At 66.5% G+C, this 12082-nt stretch carries 13 protein-coding genes; 2 read left to right on the top strand and 11 right to left on the bottom strand.

Annotated features, from left to right (window positions below; genetic code table 11):
- Positions 1 to 24 precede the first annotated feature (24 nt).
- Positions 25 to 951, bottom strand: a complete 927-nt coding sequence (locus GXN78_RS36890; RefSeq protein ID WP_106556299.1) for a LysR family transcriptional regulator — start codon at positions 949 to 951, stop codon at positions 25 to 27.
- Positions 952 to 1101: 150 nt separating this feature from the next.
- Between GXN78_RS36890 and GXN78_RS36885 the strand changes: the two genes are divergently transcribed.
- Positions 1102 to 1506, top strand: a complete 405-nt coding sequence (locus GXN78_RS36885; protein ID WP_106556298.1) for a RidA family protein — start codon at positions 1102 to 1104, stop codon at positions 1504 to 1506.
- Positions 1507 to 1539: 33 nt separating this feature from the next.
- Here the strand turns inward: GXN78_RS36885 and GXN78_RS36880 are convergent, their stop codons facing one another.
- The 5 genes from GXN78_RS36880 to GXN78_RS36860 form a co-directional block, all read right to left on the bottom strand.
- Complete coding sequence (locus tag GXN78_RS36880) at positions 1540 to 2754, bottom strand: FAD-dependent oxidoreductase (RefSeq protein WP_106556297.1); 1215 nt, start codon at positions 2752 to 2754, stop codon at positions 1540 to 1542.
- Entirely contained in the window at positions 2751 to 4109 is a 1359-nt protein-coding gene (locus GXN78_RS36875) for an MFS transporter (RefSeq protein WP_106556296.1), read from the bottom strand. Before GXN78_RS36875 ends, GXN78_RS36880 begins: the two co-directional genes overlap by 4 nt.
- Before the next feature lie 107 nt (positions 4110 to 4216).
- Positions 4217 to 4534: a non-heme iron oxygenase ferredoxin subunit gene (locus tag GXN78_RS36870; protein WP_106556295.1), complete on the bottom strand. Its 318-nt coding sequence runs from the start codon at positions 4532 to 4534 to the stop codon at positions 4217 to 4219.
- A gap of 8 nt (positions 4535 to 4542) precedes the next feature.
- Positions 4543 to 5013: an aromatic-ring-hydroxylating dioxygenase subunit beta gene (locus GXN78_RS36865; protein WP_106556294.1), complete on the bottom strand. Its 471-nt coding sequence runs from the start codon at positions 5011 to 5013 to the stop codon at positions 4543 to 4545.
- A 3-nt stretch (positions 5014 to 5016) separates the two neighbouring features.
- Entirely contained in the window at positions 5017 to 6282 is a 1266-nt protein-coding gene (locus GXN78_RS36860; protein ID WP_106556293.1) for an aromatic ring-hydroxylating dioxygenase subunit alpha, read from the bottom strand.
- A 122-nt stretch (positions 6283 to 6404) separates the two neighbouring features.
- On the opposite strand from GXN78_RS36860, the gene GXN78_RS36855 reads away from it, so the two are divergent.
- Entirely contained in the window at positions 6405 to 7319 is a 915-nt protein-coding gene (locus tag GXN78_RS36855) for a LysR family transcriptional regulator (RefSeq protein ID WP_106556292.1), read from the top strand.
- Between the two features lie 30 nt (positions 7320 to 7349).
- On the opposite strand, the gene GXN78_RS36850 is transcribed toward GXN78_RS36855, so the two are convergent.
- The 5 genes from GXN78_RS36850 to GXN78_RS36830 form a co-directional block, all read right to left on the bottom strand.
- The gene (locus GXN78_RS36850; RefSeq protein WP_106556291.1) at positions 7350 to 7781 is read right to left on the bottom strand and encodes a universal stress protein; all 432 of its coding nucleotides are present in this window, start codon (positions 7779 to 7781) and stop codon (positions 7350 to 7352) included.
- Positions 7782 to 7791: 10 nt separating this feature from the next.
- On the bottom strand, positions 7792 to 8508 hold the full coding sequence (locus GXN78_RS36845) for a TerC family protein (RefSeq protein WP_106556290.1): 717 nt from the start codon (positions 8506 to 8508) through the stop codon (positions 7792 to 7794).
- Positions 8509 to 8651: 143 nt separating this feature from the next.
- The gene (locus tag GXN78_RS36840) at positions 8652 to 10043 is read right to left on the bottom strand and encodes a sensor histidine kinase (RefSeq protein WP_106556289.1); all 1392 of its coding nucleotides are present in this window, start codon (positions 10041 to 10043) and stop codon (positions 8652 to 8654) included.
- Positions 10030 to 10704, bottom strand: coding sequence for a response regulator transcription factor (locus GXN78_RS36835; RefSeq protein ID WP_106556288.1), 675 nt, complete (start codon positions 10702 to 10704; stop codon positions 10030 to 10032). Before GXN78_RS36835 ends, GXN78_RS36840 begins: the two co-directional genes overlap by 14 nt.
- Before the next feature lie 63 nt (positions 10705 to 10767).
- Positions 10768 to 12012: a CoA transferase gene (locus tag GXN78_RS36830; protein WP_106556287.1), complete on the bottom strand. Its 1245-nt coding sequence runs from the start codon at positions 12010 to 12012 to the stop codon at positions 10768 to 10770.
- Positions 12013 to 12082 lie beyond the last annotated feature (70 nt).

Raw genomic sequence — 12082 nt, 5'->3', positions numbered from 1 at the left:
CGATCGAACCGATGGCCTCGCCGTTCACGAGTCGCGTCCGGCGCTGACGGGCGCATGTCGTGCCATCAGCTCAGCGACCCACTCGATGAACACCCGCAGCTTGGTGCTGACATGCCGGTTCGGCGGAAACGCCACGTACAGCGGCATCGGATCGAGGCGCCAGCCCTCGAACAGGGGCACCAGCTCGCCGCGCGCCAGATGCGGCTTGGCCATGTAGTGCGGCAGCCAGAGGATTCCCAGGCCGGCCAGGCCGGCCGCGAGGTAGGCATTGCCGTCGTCGACCGCGAACGCGTAGCGGCCTTGCCCTTCGATGCGCTCGCCGTCGCGTTGCATGACGTACGGAAAGATCTTGCCGGTGCTCGACCCCAGGAAGCCCACGATGCGGTGATGCGTGTCTTCCAGCTCCCATGGGTGCGAGGGGGTGCCGGCGTGCTCCAGGTAGCCCGGCGCCGCGTAAACCCCGAGCTGCAGGTCGCCAACGCGGCGTGCCATCAGCGACGGGTCGGTGAGCTCGCCGCCGCGCACGACGCAGTCCACGTTCTCGCCGATCAGGTCCACCATGCGATCGCTCACGCCCATGTGGAGCTGGATGTCGGGGTAGTGCGCGTGGAATGCCGGCAATGCCGGCACCAGGATCATGCGAGCCAGCGGGCTGGGCACATCCACCCGCAGCCGGCCCCTGGGCGACGCCGAGGCGCTCGAGAGGCTGGTCTCGGCATCGTCCATGTCGGCCAGCAGGCGCACCACGCGCTCGTAGTAGGCCGCGCCATCGGCGGTGACGTTGACCTTGCGCGTGGTCCGGTTGAGCAGCTTGACGCGCAGCCGCGCTTCCAGCTGCTGCACCAGTTGCGTCACGCTGGTCTTGCTCATGTGAAGCGTCTCCGCCGCCTTGGTGAAGCTGCGTGCTTCCACCACGCGAGCGAATGCCTGCATCGCATCGAAACGGTCCATCTCGGCTCCAGAGGTCTCGAGGATTGTTTGGGTTTTGCAAATTGTGATTGTTGGCCTTGCTCGTTGATCCCGGATGCAAGCCTTCCTAAAGTCCCTTCATCGTCAACACCGGGTCGATTCGACCCCTACAGAAATAAGGAAACCCAACCCATGACCAAGCGTGACGTCGTTTTTCCTGCCGGCCGCCAGGCGCTCTACGAGAAGAATCGCTATTCGCCGGCGATCCGGTCCAACGGCTTCCTGTTCGTTTCGGGGCAGGTCGGCAGCCGCCCGGACGGCTCTCCCGAGCCCGAACTGGAGGCGCAGGTCCGGCTCGCATTCGACAATCTCAACGCGATCCTGGCGGCTGCGGGCTGCACGTTCGACGATGTGGTCGACGTGACCGTCTTTATCGTCGATCCCGAATCGACCTTCGAAACGATCTGGAAGGTGGTGCCGGAGTATTGGGGCGACGCGCCGCACCCGACGCTGACGGGCATCGGCGTGACTTGGCTCTATGGCTTCCAGTTCGAGATCAAGGTGATTGCGAAGCTTCCAGAGACCAGCGATGCCTGATGTGGCCTTGCCGACAGCTTCGTATGACCTGCGTCAAAGTTTGGCGAGCGGCACGTGGATGTCCGCGAGCCGCTCCGGGTCGACGCTGGTGCGGCGCTCGATGAGGCGCCGGGCGAAGCGCAGGTCCTTGGCGGAATTGGGCCCCAGTGCCGCCACGACCTTGTCCTCGTCGAGGAAGAAGACGACGAAGCTGTGGGTGTCCGGGTCACCCCGCACGACGACCCGATGCGAAGGCGCGGGCATGCCGAAGATCTGCAGGTTGATGTCGTACTGGTCCGACCAGAACCAGGGCAGCGGCTGGTGGTTCACCTCGATGCCGAGCGCGGCGCGCGCAGCGGCGATTCCCTGCTCCTGGGCGTTCTGCCAGGACTCCAGCCGCATCCGCCGCCCCGCCCACTCGCAATGCCAGGCCGCGACGTCGCCGGCGGCCAGGATGTCGGCATCGGACGAGCGGCACTGCGCATCGACCATCACGCCGCCCTCGCACGCCAGCCCGGCTTCGCGCGCGAGCTCGTCGTTGGCCACCAGGCCGATGCCGACGAGCACCGCATCGCAGGCGATTTCGCGTCCGTCGCCGAGCGTGGCGCACATGCCTCCGGGCGTGCGTGCGAACTGCTGGACGCCCGTGCCGAGCACGACCTCGACGCCGTGCGAGCGATGCAGCCGCAGCAGGTAGTCGGAGATCAGCGGCGGAACGGTGCGCTCACACAGCCGGGGCAGGGCCTCGACCACGGTCACCTGCATGCCCTTCTTGCGCGCGGTCGCGGCCACTTCGAGCCCGATCCAGCCGCCGCCCACGATCAGCAAGTGCTTGCCGGCCGACAGGGCCGCGCCCAGCGCCGCCGCATCCTCGATGCTGCGCAGGATGTGGACGCACTGCAGGTCCGCGCCCGGAACATCCAGCCGGCGCGCCCGGCCGCCGTTGCACAGGATCAGCTTGTCGTAGGAGACGGGCTCGCCCTGCGTCAGGTGGAGTAGCCTGGCCGGCCTGTCGATGCGGGTCGCAGTGACCTTCGGCCGCCAGTCGATGTCGAGCAGGTCGAAGGCCTCCGGCTTCACCAGGCTGGTGGTGTCCGCATGCGCGTCGCCCGCAAGCACTGCCTTGGACAGAGGCGGCCGCTCGTAGGGGCGATGCGGCTCGTCGCCAATCAGCACGATCTTGCCCTTGAATCCTTCGCTGCGCAGTGTCTGTGCGGCCCAGCCGCCGGCCTGGCCGGCGCCCACGATGACGATGGTTTCGGTGTTCATTTGGCAGGTACCGCGTCAGGGATCATCGCGTTGACATCCTCGTGGTGCGCGGATGCCGAGCGACGGTGGTTGATGAGCAGGGTCGCCACCGCCGCAATCAGGGCCGGGACGGCGATCGCGATGAAGTTCTGCTGCAGAGGAAGCGCCATGCCCACGAGCGTACCGATCACGATCGGCGCGGCCAGCGCGCCGATGCGACCGACCCCCAGCGCCCAGCCGATGCCCGTGCTGCGCACCGCCATCGGGTAGAACTGACCCACGTAGGCCAGGTTCACGATCTGCGTGCCGATGGTCGTGGCGCCGGCGAGCCCGACCATCAGGAACAAGACCGGCGTGGGCAGCGGCTGGCCCAGCAGCGTGATGGAGATCGCGGCCAGCACATACATCCCGATCAGCACATGCTTGATGGGAAAGCGGTCCGACAGCCATCCACCGCCGATCGCGCCGATCATCGCGCCGAAGTTCAGCACCAGCACGAAGGTCAAGGCCGACCCCAGGCTGAAGCCCGCGCTCGCCATCAGCTTGGTGAGCCACGAACTGAGCGCATACACCATGAAGAGGCACATCAGGAACGAGAGCCAGAACATGAAAGTGCTGAAGCCGCGGCCTTCATGGAAGAGGTGCCGGATCGGCGCGCTGTCCGCCCTGTCTTCCTGGGGCAGGGCGAATCGGTCGCTCGCTTCGGGCTTGTAGCCAGGCTCCAGGCGCGACGCGATATCCCGCAGCTCTTCGAAGCGCTTCTTCCGGATGAGGAAGGGCATGGATTCGGGAAAGGAGCGGAAGATGAAGGGGATGAGGAGGACCGGCAGGCCGGCCACGAGGAAGACGGACGACCAGCCGAAGCGCTCGATCATCCCCTTGCCCACCAGCGCCGCCAGCATGCCGCCGACGGAGTAGCCGCTGAACATCAGCGTGACCATCATGCTGCGGATCTTCAGTGGCGAGTACTCGGTCATCTGGGCCACGACGTTGGGCATCACGCCGCCGATGCCGATGCCCGCGATGAAGCGGAAGATGCTGAACACCACCGGATCGTTGGTCATGCCCGCGGCAGCCGTGAAGACGCTGAACAGCGCGACACAGATGACGACGGCCCAGCGCCTTCCGATCCTGTCGGCAATCGTCCCGAGGATGATGTTGCCGAACATCATGCCGAAGAGCGCCGAGCTCACCATCAGGCCCGCGTTCGCCGGGGCGACGTTCATGCTCTGCATGATGGCAGGCAGGGCGATGCCGACGACGGCGAGGTCGTAGCCGTCGAAGATGATGATGAGGGCGCTCCAGAACAGCACCAGGCCGTGGAAGCGGTTGAAGCGCGCCTTGTCGGCAAGCGCGTGCACGTCTATCTGGCGCATCGAGTCTCCTGAATGTCTGGTCGTGGATGGAGCCGTCTTGCGCGGCCTGGGCATGCGGCAGCCACACCGCGGCGCATTCCGCGGAGCGTTGCCAAGGGAAAGCGGGTTCAGTCCAGCGCGAGGAACACGCGGCCGGCTTCGATCCTGACCGGATAGGACTTGATCGCTTCGGTCACCGGCGCGCAGCTCGGCTGCCCAGTGCGCACGTCGAACTTGCCCTGGTGCAAGGGACACTCGATCTCGTGCCCTTCCAGGAAGCCCTCGCACAGGCGCGCATGCCCGTGCGTGCAGATGTTGTCGGTCGCGAAGATCTGGCCGTCGACGCTGTACAGCGCCACGTCATGGCCGTCCACGAGGATGCCGATCACGTCGTCCGCCGGAACATCGTCGACCGGCGCGGCATCGGTCCATTGCAAATCACTCATGGCGGGCCTCAGATCGGATAGATGACGGAGTTGGGGATCATCTCGCTGTCGTAGATGACCAGGCGAGAGGCGAACCTCAGGCCCTCTTCGGTACGCACGACGACATCGATGTACCGCCCGACGTTGAAGACCGAGGACAGCTCGGAGAGCTTGGTGCGAAACACCGCGTAGTTGGCCTCGCATTCGTAGCGGCCAGCTTCGGCCTTGCGGACCACCGGCGCGCCGGTGACGTTGCGCTGGTAGTACGGGTCATGGAACAGCGTCTCGCGGATGCCGTACACCCGGTCCTTCAGCATGCCCTTGCTCTCGAAGGACAGCGTGGCCAGCGGAAAGCCCCGATCGAAGTTCTCGCGCGGCTGCAGCCGGTACGTGCAATCGTCGGTGAAGAATTCCGGCCAGAGCTCCCACTGGCCGGAGCTCACGGCGCTGGCGTAGTTGGCGTAGAGCTGGTTCAGCTCGAAGTAGTCCTGGAAGTTCATCTCTCAAGCCTCCATGACCTTGCGCCAGTACTCGTACATGCCGCGGATGAGCGTTTCGGTGACCATGTGGTCGGTGTCGCCGACCTCGCGCCCACCCAGCTCGGCCAGCGTGCGATGGAAAGGCTTCTGCTCGAAGCCCTTCTGCGACAGCTCGATCACCTCGCCGTCGTCCGCCGACACGAAGCCCGCGGGTCCGAAGAGGTTGGCCTGGCGCAGGCGCCGCTGCGTCATGGCCTCGTCGTCGTCCTCGAAGCCGAAGTGCGTCCAGACGAAGTCGAAGTTCCCGGGGCCGCTCGGCTGGATGTGCCGGGTCGAGACACTGTTGACCTGCTGCTGGAAGATCACGCTCGGGAACAGCGTCATCATCACTGCGGTGGGGCCGCCCCACCAGGGCTCGGGCACGATGTCCAGGAAGCGGTCGTCGTTGAGCTGCATGCTCTCCTTGAAGCTCGAGACCTGCGTGACCTGGTCGGCCTTGCCGCTCGTGCCGCGGGTCGAGATCATGGCGGCGTGCCGGTGGTGCCGGTCCATCTTCAGCTCCGACTTGTTGTCCGCGCGCCAAAGTCCGAAGGTCACGAACCAGGTGTGCAGCAGGCCCGGGTGGTAGGGGTCCTTGATGTTCTCCTGCATCAGCTTCCAGTTGCCCGGGATGCGCTGGCGGTTGTAGCCCAGGATCTTCAGCTTGCGGCCGTTGAACAGGCGATCGAAGTAGCCGAGGATCGCCGGGCCCATGAAGTCCTCGAGCGATTCGACCTCCGGATCGAAGGACGCAAAGACCACGCCGCCGCGCGTTGCGACCTTCAGCTTGTTGAGGCCGTGATCGGCCGTCTTGAAGTCGGCCGGCATCCCGCCGTTGACCTTGCCGTCCTGCTTGACGCCGCGGCGGAAGGGCACCCCCTGCAGATCGCCCTTGAGGGTGTAGTTCCACTGGTGGTACGGGCAGGTGAAGCCGCCGTCCTTGCGATTGCCATGTCGCTCGCGGCAGAACTGCATGCCGCGATGGGCGCAGACGTTCTCGACCACGTTGATGCTGCCGTCGGCATCGCGCACCATGATGACGGAGCGCTCGCCGATCACCGTGCGCTTGAAGTCACCGGCGTTCGGGATCTCGGCCTCCAGGCCGACGTAGCACCAGTGGCCGCGGTAGAAGAGGCGCTCGAGTTCCTGGCGATGCTGATCGGCCTGCGTGTAGGCCATGAACGGTATGCGGCTGGTGCCCTGGCTTTCCCAATGGATCTGCTTGGGAAAGACGGCCGTTGCGTCATCCATGTCTTGTCTCCTGTGTGTGCTGTCGCACGTCGTGGGGTCATCGAATCATCGCGATTCCCCTGTCATCGATCAATAGAATGTGGGCAATAGTGCAGATTGATTTCGCGAATGTGGGGGCGGGCATGGAGCTCAAGGACATCGACCTCAACCTGCTGGTTGTCTTCAACCAGCTGCTCATCGACCGCCGGGTCTCGAAGGTGGCCGAGAGCCTCGGGCTGTCGCAGCCCGGGGTCAGCAATGCGCTGGCGCGTTTGCGCAAGCTCACGGACGACCCCTTGTTCCTGCGAACGCCCAAGGGCATGGAGCCGACGCCGTTCGCCGAGCAGCTGGCCGAACCGACCGCGCGCGCCTTGCAGGTCATCCATGCCGCGATCAATCAGCAGGCGTCCTTCGACCCGGCGACCTCGACACGTGCCTTCACCGTCGGCATGACGGACATCGGGGAGATCTACTTCCTGCCCAAGCTCATGAAGGAGCTGGCGCGCATTGCGCCCCGTGTTTCGCTCAGCACGGTTCGCAATGCGGCGGTCAATCTTCGCGACGAGATGGAAGCGGGCCATGTGAGCCTGGCCATCGGCCTGCTGCCGCAGCTGAAGGTCGGCTACTTCGAGCGCCGGCTCTTCAAGCAGCACTACGTCTGCATGTTCCGGCGTGGCCATGCGCTCGACAAGCGGGAAATATCGCTGCGCGAATTCTCTGCAGCCGAGCATGTCATCGTGGTCTCGGAGGGCACCGGGCACGGAAGGGCGGACGAGCTTCTACGGCGCAGGAGCATTGCCCGCAAGATCGTCCTGACCGTGCCGCACTACGTCGCGGTGGGGCATATCCTGCATGACTCCGACCTAGTGGCCACCGTTCCGGAGCGGCTCGCCCAGGCCTTGGCGGAGCCCTTCGGGTTGTCCTATGTCCGCCACCCGGCCAAGCTGCCCGAGATCGCGATCAACCTGTTCTGGCATGGCCGCTACAACAAGGATCCTGCGAACGCATGGCTGCGCTCGCTGATCATCCGGCTTCACGGGGAAGGCGAGCCTGGTTGAGCGTTCGCGGCCCAACCAGGCATTTCTCGTTCAGGAGCCGATGACCTGGGGGTCTCCGTTCGCACCCAGGTGCTGGCGCACCTGCTGCGCCAGCGAGCCGAAGATCGTTCCGGCCAGGCCGGGCTCGTCGCGGCCGAAGACGATGCGGTTGCAACCGTAGTCGCGAGCGGCCGCAGCAATCGTCTCGGCAGTGCGTCCCACCAGCACGGTGGTGCTGTAGGGCACGCCGGCCAGGTCGAGCAGCTTCTGCGCGTACTGCAGATCCTCGGCGCCTGCATCCAGCTGCAGGTCGAGCAGCTCGCGCGGGTCGAAGAGCATCGCGACATGACCCGAGACCTTGGGCTGCACCCGCAGCAGGCGAATGCTCACCTGCTCGCTTCGGCGCATGCGCAGCACTTGTTCGATGGCCGAGCGCGTGCGAGCGGGCTGATCCGGGTCGATGGGAACCAGGATTCGCGTCATGCGGGCACCCTCAGACGGCGGGTTGCTTCTTCGTCGCTGCCTGCAGTTGTTCGCGGCGCTGTGCGCTGCGGCTACCCAGCCACTTGCCGATCGCCACCACGAACATGGCACCGAGCGCAGGGACCGCCGTGTGCAGCGTGTGGCGCTCGGCGGCCCAGCCGGCGATGGCCGGATCCGTGATCGCCATCTCGCCGGCCACCCAGCCGAGCAGGGCGGCACCGAGCACGATGATGACCGGGAATCGATCCATCAGTTTCAGGATCAGGGTGCTGCCGAAGATGATCAGGGGAATGCTGATCACCAGACCGAAGACGAGCAGCGGAACATTGCCCTTCGCTGCAGCAGCGACGCCGACGACGTTGTCCAGGCTCATGACCAGGTCGGCCAGCACGATGGTCTTGATGGCGGCCGCCAGACCGGCGTGGCCTTCCACGCCTTCCTCGTCGTCCTCGCCCTGGAGCAGGCCCACGCCGATCCAGAGCAGCAGCGCTGCGCCCACCAGCTTGAGGTACGGCAGGGTCAGCAGATAGACGGCGAAGAAGGTGAGGATCACGCGCAGCACGATGGCGCCGACGCTACCGAAGATGATCGCCTTCTTCTGCTGGGCGGGCGGCAGCGAGCGCGAGGCCATCGCGATCACGACGGCGTTGTCGCCGCTCAGGACGATGTTGATCAGGATGATCTGCGACAGGGCGATCCAGAATTCGGGACTCGACAAAAACGACACGGTGTCTCCTTGGTTGGGGTTCGAAACCACTTCGGTTTCGCCACCCGCGAGCGTAGAGACCTGTCCTGTCACCTTTCTGCCGGCCGGCTGACAGCCGGATGTCCGCAAGCTGTCAGCAAGCTGACAGAGCGCGCCTGCGCCGATCAGGCTGCGCGCAAGGGGAAGAAGACGCTGAAGGTGTTGCCCACGCCGTCGGCGTCTTCCTCCAGCGTGATGCGCGCGCCGTGCAGCGTGGCGATCTCGCTGACGATGGCGAGCCCGAGGCCGCTGCCATCCTCCTGCGTCCCGAGCAGGCGGTGAAAGCGCTCGAAGATGCGGGCGCGCTCCTCCACCGGGATCCGGGTGCCGTCGTCGCTGATGGCCAGGCGGCACTGGTCGCTTCCGATCTGGCCGGCCTGCACAGTCACCCGGCCGCCCGGCTGGCTGTAGCGGATCGCGTTGTCGATGAGGTTGTTGACCAGCTCGCGCAGGCGGTCCCGGTCGGCGTCGATCATCAGCGGATGATCGGCACCTTCGAAGCCCAGGTCGATGTTGCGCTTGATCGCCTGCGGCGCCCACTCCATGCTCACTTCCAGGGCGTGGGCATTCAGGTCCAGCGGCTGCAACTGCATGGAGTCGAGCGCGCCGGGCTCGTTGCGGGCCAGCGAAAGCAGCTGGCGCACCAGCCTCGACAGCCGGTCGGCGCTGAGGTAGAGCTGCGCGAGCGAATGGCGCACCCGCTGCGGATCGCTCTCCCGCAGCGCCAGCTCGATCTGGGCCTTCAGCCCGCTGACCGGCGTCTTCAGCTGGTGCGCGGCATCGGCCACGAAGCGGTTCTGGAAATCGAAGGTTCGCCCCAGGCGTGCCATCAGCTCGTTGACCTCGTCCACCAGCGGCCGCACCTCGCCCGGAACGTCGTGGGTGTCGATCGGGCTCAGGTCCAGGTGCGAGCGGTCCGACACGGCGCGCCGCAGGCGCTGCAGCGGCGCGAGCCCGCGCGAAACGCCGAACCAGACCACGGCCGTCGCCATGACGATCAGGAGCAGCTGCGGCAGCACCACGTTGGCCACCATCTCCCAGGCCAGGCGCTCCCGCTTGTTGAGCGTCTCGGCCACCTGCACCAGGACCAGCGGCGGCCCGGCGTCCGGGCCGATGGGCATCGAGGCCACCATCATCCGCACCGCCTCGCCGCGCACCGTGTCGCCGTAGAAGTCCGGCTTGGCGGGCTTGCCCGTGCGCGGCGCAGGCAGCTGCGGATCGCCGCCCAGATCGGCGCCATCGTCGCCGAGAACGCGGTAGAAGAGCTGGTCTTCCTGATCCACGACCAGGATGTTGGCCGCGGCCTCCGAGAGTTCGAGCCGGGGCCGCGTTCCGTCGAGCTTCACATGCAGCGCGATCTCGCGTCCGATCTCGTGCAGCGCGCGGTCGTAGGCGAGGTTGGAGAAGCGCCACGAGCTCCAGTAGGCGGCGGCGGTATCGAGCACCAGCAGCACGGCCAGCGGCCCGAGCAGCCACGCCAGCAGCTTGCGCTGCAGCCGCGGCTCAGACCTCCGCATCGCTGCTGTCGATCAGGTAGCCCATGCCGCGCACGGTGCGGATCTCGCAGCCGAGCGGCTCCAGCTTCTTGCGCAGCCTGTAGACATTGACTTCGATCGCGTTGTCGCCGACCTCGTCGCCCCAGCCATAGAGGTGATTGACCATCTGCTCCTTGCTCACGACACGCCCCGCGCGCATCAGCAGCAGTTCGAGCAGCGCGAGCTCGCGCGGCGACAGTTCCAGCGGCCGCTTGTCGTGGAACACGCGGCGGCCCACGGTGTCGAAGCGCAGCCGGCCATGCTCGAGGTGGGGCGTGGACTGGGTACTGCGGCGCAGCAGCGCCCGCACGCGTGCCTCGAGCTCCGGCAGGTCGAAGGGCTTGGCGAGGTAGTCGTCGGCGCCCAGGTCGAGCCCGCGGACGCGGTCTGCGAGGGTGTCGAAGGCGGTGAGCATCAGCACGGGCATGGTGGACTTGCGCGCCCGCAGGCGCTTCAGCACATCCAGTCCGCTCAGCCCCGGCAAGCCGATGTCCAGGATGGCGAGGTCATAGCTGCCGGCGGCAAGGGCGTGGTCGGCCTCCTCGCCGGTGGAGACGACGTCGACGGCATGGGCGGACTGCACCAGCGCCCGCGACAGCGCGTCGGCCAGCACCCGGTCATCCTCGACGAGCAATATCCGCATTGAATTCCTGACTGCGTGTCTCCTTGCCGATGCTAACTCCAAGTCTCCGGCGCCATCGGGCTGTCAAATCACCCGGTCGCGCCGGAGCTTGTCCAGTTCATCGGCGGGAAGGCCCAGTGCGCCGTAGATCTCCGCGTTGTGTTCGCCCGCGGCTGGCCCGGTGCGCGGCGCAGCGGGTTTGAAGCCCGAGAAGCGCGGCACGATCATGGGCGCCGGCAGCGAACCCAGGTCCGGATCGGGCAGGCGGATGATGGCTTCGCGGGCAATGAAATGGGGGTCGGCGATCACGTCATCGACCGCATAGACCTTGCTGTAGGGCACGCCCCCGCGGGTCAGGGCCTCGGACAGTTCGGCCAGCGTCCGGGACGCGCACCACGCGGCGACGATCGAATCGATCTCGTCGATGTTTCGAACCCGGTCCGGCGTGGTGGCGAAGCGCGGATCGTCTGCGAGCGCGGGCTGGCCCATGGCCTGGCAGATGCGCTTGAAGATGGGCTCGGAGGAGCCCACCAGCGTCACCCATTGATCGTCCGCGGTGCGGTACATGTTGGAGGGCGCGGTGTAGGTGGCCCGGCTGCCGGAACGGCTGCGCGCCTGCCCCAGCAACTCGTGCTCGACCGGCAGCGCCTCCAGCAAGCGGAACATCGCCTCGGTCGCCGCGAGGTCGATCTCGCGGCCCGGCGCCTCAGGGTGGCGATGGCGTTCCGCGATCGCGGTGGCGATCGAGAAAGCGCCGAACAAGCCCGCGATCACGTCCCCGAGCGGGTAGTTCATGTGCTGCGGACTGCGGCCGCTTTCGCCGGTCAGGTGGGCGAAGCCGCTCATCGCCTCGAAGATGCGGGCGAAGCCCGGGCGTTGCGCATAAGGTCCGGTCTGGCCGAAGCCGGTGACGCGCAGGATGATCAGCTTCGGGTTGACCGACCACAGCGTCGCCGCATCCAGCCCCCACTTGTCGAGCGTGCCGGTGCGGAAGTTCTCGACCAGCACGTCGAAGGACTCGATCAGCCGGAGGAACAGCGCGCGGCCTTCCGGCTTGCGCACGTCGAGCGACACGCCCTTCTTGCCGCGGTTCGAGACTTTCCAGAACAGCGCGTGCTCCGGCGTGGTCGGCGACAGGGAGCGCAGGGGGTCGTTGCCCTCCGGCAGCTCCAGCTTGACGACCTCGGCCCCCAGGTCGGCGCACAGGGAGGCCGAGAAGGGCGCCGCGATCACGGTGGCCATGTCCAGGATGCGGATGCCGGCCAGCGGCCCCTGGGCGGCAGGCGGCGGCGTTTGCGCGATGGCGGTGGGGTGTTCGACGGATTGCATGGTTCGAAGTCTCGTTGCAGCGGTCCATTTGCCGCAACTCGTGTTTCGATATCCTGAACGCCAGAACGAT

This window comes from Variovorax sp. WS11 (assembly GCF_010499245.1).
GTDB lineage: Bacteria > Pseudomonadota > Gammaproteobacteria > Burkholderiales > Burkholderiaceae_C > Variovorax.
The sequence above is the reverse complement of the archived record's forward strand: the minus strand, read 5'-3'. Positions and strand labels throughout refer to the sequence as shown.

What these genes read in the sequence shown, in the direction of transcription:
- GXN78_RS36890 (WP_106556299.1), bottom strand. Translation starts at nt 951, where the DNA reads ATGGACCGTTTCGATGCGATGCAGGCATTCGCTCGCGTGGTGGAAGCA.
- GXN78_RS36885 (WP_106556298.1), top strand. Translation starts at nt 1,102, where the DNA reads ATGACCAAGCGTGACGTCGTTTTTCCTGCCGGCCGCCAGGCGCTCTAC.
- GXN78_RS36880 (WP_106556297.1), bottom strand. Translation starts at nt 2,754, where the DNA reads ATGAACACCGAAACCATCGTCATCGTGGGCGCCGGCCAGGCCGGCGGC.
- GXN78_RS36875 (WP_106556296.1), bottom strand. Translation starts at nt 4,109, where the DNA reads ATGCGCCAGATAGACGTGCACGCGCTTGCCGACAAGGCGCGCTTCAAC.
- GXN78_RS36870 (WP_106556295.1), bottom strand. Translation starts at nt 4,534, where the DNA reads ATGAGTGATTTGCAATGGACCGATGCCGCGCCGGTCGACGATGTTCCG.
- GXN78_RS36865 (WP_106556294.1), bottom strand. Translation starts at nt 5,013, where the DNA reads ATGAACTTCCAGGACTACTTCGAGCTGAACCAGCTCTACGCCAACTAC.
- GXN78_RS36860 (WP_106556293.1), bottom strand. Translation starts at nt 6,282, where the DNA reads ATGGATGACGCAACGGCCGTCTTTCCCAAGCAGATCCATTGGGAAAGC.
- GXN78_RS36855 (WP_106556292.1), top strand. Translation starts at nt 6,405, where the DNA reads ATGGAGCTCAAGGACATCGACCTCAACCTGCTGGTTGTCTTCAACCAG.
- GXN78_RS36850 (WP_106556291.1), bottom strand. Translation starts at nt 7,781, where the DNA reads ATGACGCGAATCCTGGTTCCCATCGACCCGGATCAGCCCGCTCGCACG.
- GXN78_RS36840 (WP_106556289.1), bottom strand. Translation starts at nt 10,043, where the DNA reads ATGCGGAGGTCTGAGCCGCGGCTGCAGCGCAAGCTGCTGGCGTGGCTG.
- GXN78_RS36835 (WP_106556288.1), bottom strand. Translation starts at nt 10,704, where the DNA reads ATGCGGATATTGCTCGTCGAGGATGACCGGGTGCTGGCCGACGCGCTG.
- GXN78_RS36830 (WP_106556287.1), bottom strand. Translation starts at nt 12,012, where the DNA reads ATGCAATCCGTCGAACACCCCACCGCCATCGCGCAAACGCCGCCGCCT.